The organism is Streptomyces sp. NPDC001927, assembly GCF_053594455.1.
On the sequence record NZ_JBSFEN010000005.1, the window covers coordinates 443,457 to 455,058 of the forward strand.

Annotated in this window: 8 protein-coding genes; 5 read left to right on the forward strand and 3 right to left on the reverse strand. The window is 70.2% G+C overall.

What is annotated here, in order from left to right:
• Positions 1–47: 47 nt before the first annotated feature.
• Complete coding sequence (locus ACWCO8_RS15990) at positions 48–1,394, reverse strand: APC family permease (RefSeq protein ID WP_451032690.1); 1,347 nt, start codon at positions 1,392–1,394, stop codon at positions 48–50.
• Between the two features lie 130 nt (positions 1,395–1,524).
• On the opposite strand from ACWCO8_RS15990, the gene ACWCO8_RS15995 reads away from it, so the two are divergent.
• Both ACWCO8_RS15995 and ppgK read left to right on the forward strand, forming a co-directional pair.
• Positions 1,525–2,529, forward strand: a complete 1,005-nt coding sequence (locus ACWCO8_RS15995) for a 4-hydroxy-3-methylbut-2-enyl diphosphate reductase (protein WP_362010954.1) — start codon at positions 1,525–1,527, stop codon at positions 2,527–2,529.
• A gap of 62 nt (positions 2,530–2,591) precedes the next feature.
• A complete protein-coding gene (gene ppgK / locus ACWCO8_RS16000) occupies positions 2,592–3,344 on the forward strand; it encodes a polyphosphate--glucose phosphotransferase (protein WP_451032691.1) in 753 nt (250 codons plus the stop codon).
• 36 nt (positions 3,345–3,380) lie between these two features.
• Here the strand turns inward: ppgK and ACWCO8_RS16005 are convergent, their stop codons facing one another.
• A complete protein-coding gene (locus ACWCO8_RS16005) occupies positions 3,381–4,100 on the reverse strand; it encodes a DUF6542 domain-containing protein (protein WP_451032692.1) in 720 nt (239 codons plus the stop codon).
• 164 nt (positions 4,101–4,264) lie between these two features.
• On the opposite strand from ACWCO8_RS16005, the gene ychF reads away from it, so the two are divergent.
• Positions 4,265–5,353: a redox-regulated ATPase YchF gene (gene ychF, locus ACWCO8_RS16010; protein WP_451032693.1), complete on the forward strand. Its 1,089-nt coding sequence runs from the start codon at positions 4,265–4,267 to the stop codon at positions 5,351–5,353.
• A gap of 109 nt (positions 5,354–5,462) precedes the next feature.
• Here the strand turns inward: ychF and ACWCO8_RS16015 are convergent, their stop codons facing one another.
• Positions 5,463–7,100 (reverse strand): PucR family transcriptional regulator, encoded by a 1,638-nt coding sequence (locus tag ACWCO8_RS16015; protein ID WP_451032694.1) that lies wholly within the window; start codon positions 7,098–7,100, stop codon positions 5,463–5,465.
• A 238-nt stretch (positions 7,101–7,338) separates the two neighbouring features.
• On the opposite strand from ACWCO8_RS16015, the gene pucD reads away from it, so the two are divergent.
• Together pucD and ACWCO8_RS16025 are read left to right on the forward strand one after the other, a co-directional pair.
• Positions 7,339–9,762, forward strand: coding sequence for a xanthine dehydrogenase subunit D (pucD, locus tag ACWCO8_RS16020; protein WP_451032695.1), 2,424 nt, complete (start codon positions 7,339–7,341; stop codon positions 9,760–9,762).
• Between the two features lie 105 nt (positions 9,763–9,867).
• Complete coding sequence (locus tag ACWCO8_RS16025; RefSeq protein ID WP_451032696.1) at positions 9,868–11,592, forward strand: AAA family ATPase; 1,725 nt, start codon at positions 9,868–9,870, stop codon at positions 11,590–11,592.
• Positions 11,593–11,602: the final 10 nt, after the last annotated feature.

Consider the following 11,602-nt stretch of genomic DNA (forward strand, 5'->3'; position numbering starts at 1 on the left):
TTCGCCGGTTCACGCGCGCGTGGCCGCTGCCCGCACACGTGGCCGCTTCACGTACTCCGCTGCGCAGTCCCTTGCACGCCCAGCACCACGAGCCCCACGGCCAGCCAGATCACACCCACCACCTGGGCCGCCACCGACGCCTCGAAGATCACCGCGATCAGGATGGCCGCCCCGACCACGGGCATGACCACGTGCCGGAACCAGTGCGGCGGCCCCTCCATCCGGCGTACCGCGAACCACCCCACCACGCTCGCGTGCAGCAGCACGAACGCCGTGAGCGCCCCGACGTCGACGACCGAGACCAGGTGGTCCAGGCCGTCGTCCCGCTGGGCCGCCCACACGGCCGCCACCATCGTGACCGTCGCCGCGATCAGGAGCGCCACCCGCGGCACCCCCGAGTCGGTACGGGCCAGCAGCCGCGGCAGTCGCCGCTCCCGCCCCATCGCGAAGAGCAGCCGGCCCGCCGCCGCCTGGCCCGCGAGCGCGGCGAAGGCGGCCCCGATCGCCTTGGAGACCGCCACCAGGTCGTGCAGCCAGGTCCCCACCGACACGTCCACGGCGTCGTAGAAGGCGGACCCCTGCTTCCCCGGGTCGGCCGCGAGCTGGGCCGACGACAGCGGTTCGAGGAGGGCGACGAGGTAGGTCTGGGCCACGAAGAGGACACCCGCGAGCGCCAGACAGAACAGCACCGCCCGCGCCACCTTCTCCGAGCCCCCGGTGACCTCCTCGGCGAAGGAGGCGATCGCGTCGAAACCGAGGTACGAGAGCACGGCCACCGAAACCGCGCCCACCACGGCCGCCGTCGAGAACGTCCCGTCCCCGGCCAGCGGCGACCACCAGTCGCGCCGCGCCCCGTCCCGTACGAGCACGACCACCGCCGACACGACGAAGATCAGCAGCACCACGATCTCCATGGCGAGCACGGCGAAGCCGACGCGCGCCGCCGCCCGTACGCCCCACAGATTGAGCAGCGTCGTGACGACCACGGCGATCGCCGTCCACACCCACTGGTCCACCTCCGGGACCAGCGCCTCCATGGCGATGCCGGCGAAGAGGTACGCGACGGCCGGGATGAGGAGGTAGTCGAGCATCGCCATCCACCCGGCGATGAACCCCGGCCCCTCGCCGAGCCCCTTGCGGGCGTACGTGAAGACGGAGCCGGCGAACGGGGCGACCCGCACCATCTGCGCGTAACTGAAGGCCGTGAACGCCATCGCGACCGTGGCCACCACGTACACCAGTGCCACCGCGCCGTGCGACTTCGCGTCCAAGGTGCCGTAGATCCCGACGGGGGCCATCGGCGCGATGAAGAGCAGCCCGTAGACGACAAGGTCGCGGAACCCCAGGGTCCGCCGCAGTCCGGTGTGCGCTGCCACCTGTGCTTCCTCGGCCATGGGCCCAGTCTCGGCCACGGTACGGATCGGGGGCCGTACCGACGCGGCGTGGCGGGCCGCAGCCGTCGCGAGCTGTGTTCGTACGCCGGGCCGCAGCCGTCGCGAGCTGTGTTCGTACGCACCCTTTACGATGGGACGCATGACTGCGACGCCCGCGACCCACCGCCCGAAGCGTGTCCTCCTCGCCGCTCCCCGCGGCTACTGCGCGGGTGTGGACCGTGCCGTGATCGCCGTGGAGAAGGCCCTGGAGCAGTACGGCGCGCCGATCTACGTGCGCCACGAGATCGTGCACAACAAGTACGTCGTCCAGACCCTGGAGCGGAAGGGCGCGATCTTCGTCGACCAGGCGACCGAGGTGCCGCCGGGCAACATCGTGATGTTCTCGGCGCACGGCGTGGCCCCGACCGTGCACGAGGAGGCCCGGGAGGGTCGCCTGAAGACCATCGACGCCACCTGCCCGCTGGTCACGAAGGTCCACAAGGAGGCGGTCCGGTTCGCCAAGGAGGACTTCGACATCCTCCTGATCGGCCACGAGGGCCACGAGGAGGTCATCGGCACCTCCGGCGAGGCCCCCGACCACATCCAGCTGGTCGACGGCCCCGAGGACGTCGCCAAGGTGGAGGTGCGCGACCCGTCCAGGGTCGTCTGGCTGTCGCAGACCACGCTCTCGGTGGACGAGACGATGGAGACGGTGGACGCGCTGAAGGAGAAGTTCCCGCAGCTGATCTCCCCGCCGTCCGACGACATCTGCTACGCCACGCAGAACCGCCAGCTCGCCATCAAGGAGCTCGCGGGCCAGGCCGACCTGGTGATCGTCGTCGGCTCGAAGAACTCCTCGAACTCGATCCGCATGGTCGAGGTCGCCAAGCAGGCCGGCGTCCCGGCCGCGTACCTGGTGGACTTCGCGAGCGAGATCGACGAGGCCTGGCTGGAGGGCGTCACCTCGGTGGGCCTGTCGTCGGGCGCGTCCGTACCGGACGTCCTGGTGCAGGAGGTCCTGGAGTGGCTCTCGGAGCGGGGCTACGTGGACGTGGAGATCGTCAAGACGGCCGACGAGTCGCTGACGTTCTCGCTGCCGAAGGAGCTCCGGAACAAGGACCTGCGCGCGGAAGCGGCCGAGCTGACCAAGGAGTAACGGCTCCGGGCTCGGGAGCCGTTCGAGGAGTCACTCCGCGCTCGAGCCCTTACCGTGGGTTCATGAACGTCTTCGGAGTGGACATCGGCGGTTCGGGCATCAAGGGCGCTCCCGTGGACCTGGAGCGCGGCGAGCTGGCCGAGCCCCGCCACAAGGTACTGACCCCGCATCCCGCCACACCCGACGGTGTGGCGGGATGTGTCGTCGAGGTCGTGGAGAACTTCGGCTGGACCGGCCCGGTGGGCGTCACCTTCCCGGGCGTGGTCACCGGTTCGGTGATCCGGACGGCGGCCAACGTCGACAAGGGCTGGATCGACATGGACGCGGGCAAGCTGCTCCGCGACCGGCTCGGCGGCCTGGAGGTGACGATCCTGAACGACGCGGACGCGGCCGGGATCGCCGAGATGACCTTCGGCGCGGGCCGGGGCCGTAAGGGCACCGTGATCCTGCTGACGCTCGGTACGGGGATCGGCTCGGCGCTCTTCGTGGACGGCCGGCTCGTGCCGAACACGGAGCTGGGCCACCTGGAGCTGAAGGGCCACGACGCGGAGAAGCGGGCGTCGACGAAGGCCAAGGAGGACGAGGACCTCAGCTGGGAGCACTGGGCGACGCGTCGCCTGCAGAAGTACCTGGCGCACGTGGAGATGCTGTTCTCGCCGGAACTGTTCATCATCGGCGGGGGAGTGAGCCGGAAGGCGGACAAGTTCCTGCCGCTGATCGAGGACATCAGGGCGGAGATCGTGCCGGCGGAGCTGGAGAACAACGCGGGGATCGTGGGCGCGGCGATGGCGGCGGGCAGGCGCCCGCAGCCCTAGCTGCAGGCGGGGTCTGGCCCTCGGCGCCTCGCCCTCCTAGGGAGCGCCCCGCCGCTGAGCCGCGGCGGGGCCCTTGCCGGTCACACCGGCGCCGGCACCGGCACCCTTCCCCCCACCGGAACGATTCCTCGCCCGGGCGGCGACGGCGCGCTGCCGGCGCCCCATGTCGCGTACCTTCCGGACGCTGGTGATCAGACCGGCGACGAGGGTGCCGCCGTACAGCCACCCGGCGTGCACGGCGAGGGCGGTGACGACGGCCATGGCCTGCCCGCCGAAGCCGCCGGAACCGCCGGAGATGGGCACGACGCCGACGGCGAAGGCGATGGGCACGCTGATGGGGGCCGAGACGAGGTCGGCGGTGCGGACCCAGAGCGCGGTCAGGGCGCTGACGGGCAGGAACAGGAGCCCGTAGACGAGGGGCGAGCCGTCGAGGAGCAGCCAGTCGAGGAAGCCGAGGACCAGCATGGTGGCGGAGGCGAAGAGCCCGGCGCCGAGGCCGGTGAGCCGGGGGTTGGGCAACCGCCGGAGGGCGAGGACGAAGGGCGCGACCGGGGCCGCGGGCCGTCGTACGGGAACGGTGACGGGCACGGGCGGCCCGACGGGCGCCCCGGAGGGCGTGGCCCGCTCGACCCGGCCGCGGCCCGGGCGGGCGGCGACGCGGTAGACGGCGGCGCCCTCGACGAGTGCGCCGGGCGGCGTGACGGGGTTTTGCGGCCGCCGGCGGCCTTGAGGCTGACTTGTCCGTTGCTGCTCCACTACACCAACGTAGGTCGGGAGGGGGTGGTGGGGCGGCCCAGGACACGCCCTTTGGGTGACGTAGCCGTAGAGAACGGCCGAAGGTCGGCGTCACAGGCCGGTTCGGACCCCCCGTAAACTGGGGGATCGCCCCACCCGCGCACTTACTCCAGAAGGTCGCCACCGTGTCGCTCACGATCGGAATCGTCGGTCTGCCGAATGTCGGCAAGTCGACCCTGTTCAACGCCCTGACCAAGAACGACGTCCTGGCGGCCAACTACCCGTTCGCCACGATCGAGCCGAACGTCGGCGTCGTCGGTGTCCCGGACGCCCGCCTGACGAAGCTGGCGGAGATCTTCAGCTCGCAGCGGGTGCTCCCGGCGACGGTCGACTTCGTCGACATCGCGGGCATCGTCCGCGGCGCGAGCGAGGGTGAGGGCCTGGGCAACAAGTTCCTGGCGAACATCCGCGAGTCGGACGCGATCTGCCAGGTCATCCGCGCCTTCAAGGATGAGAACGTCGTGCACGTCGACGGCAAGGTCTCGCCGAAGGACGACATCGAGACGATCAACACGGAGCTGATCCTCGCGGACCTCCAGACGATCGAGAAGGTCCTCCCGCGCCTGGCGAAGGAGGCCCGGATCAAGAAGGACGTGGCCCCGAAGGTCGCGGCGGTCGAGGCGGCGAAGGAGATCCTGGAGCGCGGCGACACCCTCTTCTCGCAGGGCATCCTGCAGGGCTCGGACAAGGCGGAGCTCCTCCACGACCTGCACCTCCTCACCACGAAGCCGTTCCTGTACGTCTTCAACGTGGACGAGGACGAGCTGACGGACGACTCGTTCAAGGACGAGCAGCGCGCGCTGGTGGCCCCGGCGGAGGCGATCTTCCTCAACGCCAAGCTGGAGCAGGACCTCGCCGAACTGGACGAGGAGGACGCCATGGAGCTCCTCCAGTCGGTGGGCGCGGAGGAGCCGGGCCTGGCGACCCTCGCCCGCGTCGGCTTCGACACCCTGGGCCTCCAGACCTACCTGACGGCCGGCCCGAAGGAATCCCGAGCCTGGACGATCAAGAAGGGCGCCACGGCCCCGGAGGCGGCCGGCGTGATCCACACGGACTTCCAGAAGGGCTTCATCAAGGCCGAGGTCATCTCCTTCGCCGACCTCGTAGAAACCGGCTCGGTAGCCGACGCCCGCGCAGCCGGCAAGGCCCGCATGGAGGGCAAGGAGTACGTCATGCAGGACGGCGACGTGGTGGAGTTCCGCTTCAACGTGTAGCTGTTTCGCCGGAAGGGGTCGGACTCTGAGGAGTCCGGCCCCTTCTGCGTTCCCGTGCCGGCGGGAGCCCCGTCCTCATCCCCGATGCACCAGGGTTCGTGGGCTTGTTTCAGAGGGCTCTCAGGGCTGCCAGGAAGTCCAGTTTGGTTTCCAGGCGGGTCAGGTCGCGGCCTGTGAGTTGTTCTATGCGGGTGATGCGGTGGCGGAGGGAGTTGACGTGGAGGTGGAGTTGGGCGGCGCAGGTGGTCCAGGAGGCGTCGCAGGTCAGGAAGGTTTCCAGGGTGGTCAGGAGGTCCGTTCGGTGGCGGCGGTCGTGGTCGCGGAGGGGGCCCAGGAGGCGAGTGGCGAAGGCCTGGCGGGTTTCGGGTGGGATGAGGGGGAGGAGCGACAGGATGTGTTGGGTGAGGTCTTCGGGGCCCTGGACGGTCACCCGGTCCGGGGCGTCCTGAGCGACTCGTAGAGCTGTACGGGCCTCGTTCAGGGCGCGTTGGGCGTTGCCGGGCTCCGCCACCGGGGTGCTCGCGCCGATGGAGACGCTGTCCGTCGGGCCGAGCCAGCGGGTGAGCGTCGCCGAGAGTCTGCGCTGGAGGGCCGGCAGGTCCAGGGCGGCTGTGGGGACCAGTGCCAGGAGGACGGTCTGGTCCGCGTCCGTGGTGGAGGCTATGTCCTGGGGTGTGATCCGTATCGGGTGCTCTTGGAGCAGGGCCTCCTCCATGAGTACGCGGAGGGCCTCGGGTGGGATGGGGCGGTCCCCCTGCCACGTGCCCTCGGCCACCACGAACTGGCAGCGTGGCCATGTGTCGACCTGGCTGACCACGCCCTGCGCCGTGCTGCGCAGCCGGACCGGGATCTCCTCCGGTGGGATGCGGCGCCGCATCAGGTCGAGGAGGCGGGTCGCCAGGTCGTGGAGTGCCGCCTTCGACCGCTCGTGTGCGGATCGCGCGTCCGTTACCAACTCCACTATGTGGTGCAGGAGTTGTAGGTCCGGTGGCGGCCAGAGTGACGTGTCCGCTTCCGCCACTATCAGCCAGTCGCCCAGTTCCTTGGCGGCCTGGGGCCGTTCGCCTGGGGCCTCTATCGGGAAGAGGTCGTAATGCCTTTTTTCTGTCGTGAACCGGTACGGAGCCTGCTCGTGTGCTCTCCGTGCTGCCAGGTATCTCGATGCCAGGGCCGTCGCCGTCCTTGTGCGCAGTGGGGGATTGACACCTGCTACCTGGCGGCCCGTCGCGGATAGGACGCGTACGTTCAGGCCTCGGCTGTGGCGCAGGAGCTCCAGTACCGAGCCCGGGGTGTCCTTGGCGGCCAGGAGCTGGCGGTGGCGTTCCACGACGGCCGCCAGGCCGCCGAAGTCCTGGTCCTGCAGGCGGCGCAGGGCGTACTCCGTGATCGTGGCGAAAGCCGTCTCCGGGCGCACCGCGAAGAGCGGGAGGCCGTGACGTAGGCAGGCGTGGACCAGGTCGTCCGGGACCAGGCCGTGTTCGACCTCCCCGGCGGCCAGGGCCGTGACGCCCGCTCGGTCCAGGACGCGTACGTACGCCTCCGCGTCTCCGTCCCCGTGCCACCAGGCGAGTCCGGTGAGGACCAGTTCGCCGCCGGTGAGGAAGCGGCCGGGGTCGGCCCGGTCGATGATCGGGACGGCCGTCACGGGTCGGTCGAGGAGTGTCTCGTCCTCCTCTTCCGGGGCCACCAGAAGGCGCAGGCCCAGCTCCTCTGCGTCCAGGAGTTCGCGCAGCCGTAGTCGTCGCATGATCGTCAGCTTCGCACGCGGTGGACTTGGCTGGTGAGGGATTCGTGCAGTTCAGCGGCTTGGCTCGGTCGGAACGCATCGTTGTCCACAAGCGCCCCGCAGCGTCGTTCTGAGCGATCGGTGACTGCCTCCGGGTCGTAGCCCCGCTGTCTACTTCTGCGCAGCGTGCCGCGTACGGGGGTCGCGGCTCCGCCTGGAAACCCGAAGAACATCGACAAGAGCATGAGGCGGTCTGATCATGGCTGGGAATCCCACCGGCATCACCCAGGACACCCAGGGCACCCAGGACACCCAGGGCGACCAAGGCTCCCGGAGCAAGGGCGGCATCGGGGAGTCCACGCTCCGTCCCGACGGCACCCTGAAGGTCACCGGTGAGTTCGCGTACTCCTCGGACATGTGGCACGAGGACATGCTCTGGGGGCAGACGCTCCGTTCCACCGTCGCGCACGCCGAGATCGTGGCCATCGACGTCGCCGAGGCCCTGACCGTACCGGGCGTCCACGCGGTGATGACGTACGACGACCTGCCCGCCCCGATGAAGTACTACGGCATGGAGTTCAACGACACCCCGGTCCTCGCCCACGGCAAGGTCCGGCACCACGGTGAGCCGGTCGCCCTGGTGGCCGCCGACCATCCCGAGACCGCGCGCCGGGCTGCCGCGAAGATCCGGGTCGAGTACAGGGAGCTGCCGGTCGTCACCGACGAGGCCTCCGCCCTCGCCGCCGACGCCCCGCTGGTCCACGAGAACCGCCGGGACCACCACGCCGGTCGCGTCCCGCACCCGAACATCGTGCACCGTCAGCCGATCATCCGCGGCGACGCCGACGAGGCGGCAGGGCGCGCCGATGTCGTCGTCACCGGCGAGTACGTCTTCGGCATGCAGGACCAGGCCTTCCTCGGTCCGGAGTCCGGCCTGGCCGTGCCGTCCGAGGACGGTGGGGTCGATCTGTACGTCGCCACCCAGTGGCTGCACTCGGACCTCAAGCAGATCGCCCCGGTCCTCGGCCTGCCCGAGGAGAAGGTACGGATGACGATGGCCGGCGTCGGCGGCGCGTTCGGTGGCCGGGAGGACATCTCGATGCAGATCCTCGCCTCCGTGCTCGCGCTGCGGACCGGCAAGCCGGTCAAGATGGTCTACAACCGGTACGAGTCCTTCTTCGGCCACGTCCACCGGCACCCCGCCAAGCTCTGGTACGAGCACGGTGCCACCAAGGACGGCAGGCTCACGCACATGCGGTGCCGGATCGTGCTCGACGGCGGTGCGTACGCGTCGTCCACGGCCTCGGTCGTCGGCAACGCCGCGTCCCTCTCGGCCGGCCCGTACGTCGTTGAGAACGTCGACATCGAGGCGGTCGGGCTCTACACGAACAACCCGCCGTGCGGCGCGATGCGCGGATTCGGGGCCGTCCAGGCGTGTTTCGCGTACGAGGCGCAGATGGACAAGCTCGCGGCGAAGCTCGGCATGGACCCGGTGGAGCTGCGCCAGATCAACGCCATGGAGCAGGGCACGATCATGCCGACCGGTCAGGTCGTGGACTCCCCGGCCCCCGTCGCCGAGCTGCTGCGCATGGTCAAGGACCGTCCGCTGCCGCCCGGGCACCAGTGGGAGGTCGCCGACGGCGAGGCCGATGTACGCGCCCTGCCGGGCGGTCTGTCGAACACCACCCACGGCGAGGGCATCGTCCGCGGGATCGGCTATGCGGTCGGCGTCAAGAACGTCGGCTTCTCGGAGGGCTTCGACGACTACTCCACCGCGAAGGTACGTCTGGAGGTCATCAACGGCGAGCCCGTCGCGATGGTCCACACGGCCATGGCGGAGGTCGGCCAGGGCGGCGTCACCATCCACGCGCAGATCGCCCGCACCGAGCTCGGCGTCCAGCAGGTCACCATCCACCCCGCCGACACCCAGGTGGGTTCGGCCGGTTCGACCTCGGCGGCCCGCCAGACGTACATGACCGGCGGCTCCGTCAAGAACTCCTGCGGGCTCGTGCGCGAGCGGGTGCTCGAGATCGGCCGGGGCAAGTTCGGCTCGTACGTGCCCGCTTGGGCCGAGGACGGGCTGCTGCTCGAGGGCGGCAAGGTCGTCACCGCCGGCGGCGAGGTCCTGGCCACCCTCGCGGACGTGCTGGAGGACGAGGTCGTGGAGGTCGAGGCGGAGTGGCGGCACCGCCCCACCGAGCCCTTCGACCTCGTCACCGGCCAGGGCGACGGGCACGTGCAGTACTCGTTCGCCGCGCACCGTGCGGTGGTGGAGGTGGACACCGAGCTGGGCCTGGTCAAGGTCGTCGAACTCGCCTGCGCCCAGGACGTCGGCAAGGCGCTCAACCCGCTGTCGGTCGTCGGCCAGATCCAGGGCGGTACGGTCCAGGGCCTGGGCGTCGCGGTGATGGAGGAGATCATCGTGGACCCGAAGACCGCGAAGGTGAAGAACCCGTCCTTCACGGACTACCTGCTCCCGACGATCCTCGACACACCGACGATCCCGGTCGACTACCTCGAACTCGCCGACCCGAACGCGCCGTACGGAGTCCGTGGCATCGGCGAGGCCCCAACGCTGTCGTCCACCCCGGCGGTCGTGGCGGCGATCCGGAACGCGACCGGCCTGGAGCTCAACAGGACGCCGGTCAGGCCGGAACACCTCATCGACCTCATCGGCCACTGAGGCCTCTGACGCCTGTCGGGTACTTCGGATACGTCTCCTGCTTTCTCCGCCCCTCGTCGTCGATGATGCTGTCCGTAGGCAACCGATGACAGCGGGGGAACCGTCGTGACGGATACGCACGTGTCGTGGCGTTCGATGAGGAAGTGCGAGCAGGCCTGGCTCGAAGGCGTCACGCAGCTGAGGATGCGTAACTGGGCCGCTGCCGCCGACGCCTTCAGTTCGGCCATCGACCACAATCCGCTGGCCGCCGACGCCTGGCTCGGGCTCCACGCCACCGGGATCAACCAGGGCCAGGCCATCGAGGCGATGCACGACGAGGCGCGCTCCTTCGGCGCCCTGCGCACGAAGTTGCAGAGACGGCTGGTGTCGCGGTTCCGGATCGGCCGGTACGTGACCTTCCGGCTGGAGACCTCCCGCGACCTCTGGCTGGCGCGGGCGGCGAAGTATATGGACGACGGTCTGCTCGACGCGGCGGGGAGCATGCTCTCGCAGGCCGTACTCGACTGCGACGAGACCCGCTTCGTCTGCGCGCGGTACGCCCTCCTGGCGAAGCGCTGGCCCCTCCTGCTGTCGTACGCCGAGGGCATCCGGGACCCGCACCTGCGCGACGAGTCGCAGCTCTACGTCGCCGCGGGCCTCATCGCCCAGGGGGTCTGCCACGAGGCCCTCAACGTGCTCGACCCGCTCCCTCGGGCGCTGGCGAACGATGCCGGATTCCTGGGGGAGTTGGCGTATCTGCGGGGGCGGGCGAACGAGGAGCTGGGGCGGGCGGAGGAGGCGCTGAAGCAGTTCCAGACGGCGTTTCGGTACAGCCCAGGGCTGGCCGATGTGGCTCAGCGGGCGAACGCGGTGGTTCCGCGGGCGGAGCGCGTACCCGCCGCCGAGGACGGTGGTGGTGGGCCGGCTCAGGCGGCCGGGCGTTCGTCCGCTGCCGGCGTCCTGACGGAGGAGGAGCGTGCCGCGTTACTGGAGGAGGCGATGGCCGAACTGGAGGCGATGATCGGCCTCGCTCCCGTGAAGCGGCAGGTACGCGCGCTGTCGGCGCAGCTGAGGATGGCGGTGGTACGCAGGGGCCAGGGGCTGGCCGCCTCGCCGGCTCCCCTGCACCTGGTCTTCGCGGGGCCGCCCGGCACGGGCAAGACCAGCGTGGCCCGTGTCGTCGGCAAGATCTTCGCCGGGCTCGGCCTGCTGGACCGGGGCCACGTCGTCGAGACCCAGCGCGTCGACCTCGTCGGGCAGCACCTAGGAGAGACGGGGATCAAGACGTCCAGGGTCATCGACGAGGCCCTGGACGGTGTTCTCTTCATCGACGAGGCGTACGGCCTGTCCAACACCGGCTACTCGGGCGGCGACGCCTTCGGCAAGGAGGCCCTGCAGGTGCTCCTCAAGCGAGCGGAGGACGACCGGCACCGGCTCATCGTGGTGCTGGCGGGGTACCCGGACGAGATGGCCGCGCTGCTGTCCAGCAACCCGGGCCTTGCCTCGCGCTTCAACACCCGGGTGGATTTCCCCTCGTACTCCGCCGACGAACTCGTCCTGATCGCGAAGTCCTTCCTCGACGGCCAGGGTGACGTCCTCACCGAGGACGCGGAGGTCGCCCTACGGACGTCCTGCGAGCTGGCCGTCACCCGGGACCTCGTCGACCCCCTCGGCAACGGCCGCTTCGCCCGCGAACTCGCCCGCAAGGCGTCCGCCGCCCGTGACCTGCGCGTCTACGACCTCCACGGCAGCGCGGGAACCCCGTCACCGGAGGAGGTCACGACGCTCCTGATGGCCGACATCACGACCGCGTACCGCGAACTCGCCGAGAGCGTCCCGCCGGCAGTGTGACCGACCGGGA

Coding starts and splice junctions, on each gene's coding strand:
- ppgK (WP_451032691.1), top strand. CDS start 2,592: ATGAACGTCTTCGGAGTGGACATCGGCGGTTCGGGCATCAAGGGCGCT.
- ACWCO8_RS15995 (WP_362010954.1), top strand. CDS start 1,525: ATGGGACGCATGACTGCGACGCCCGCGACCCACCGCCCGAAGCGTGTC.
- ACWCO8_RS15990 (WP_451032690.1), bottom strand. CDS start 1,394: ATGGCCGAGGAAGCACAGGTGGCAGCGCACACCGGACTGCGGCGGACC.
- pucD (WP_451032695.1), top strand. CDS start 7,339: ATGGCTGGGAATCCCACCGGCATCACCCAGGACACCCAGGGCACCCAG.
- ACWCO8_RS16015 (WP_451032694.1), bottom strand. CDS start 7,100: ATGCGACGACTACGGCTGCGCGAACTCCTGGACGCAGAGGAGCTGGGC.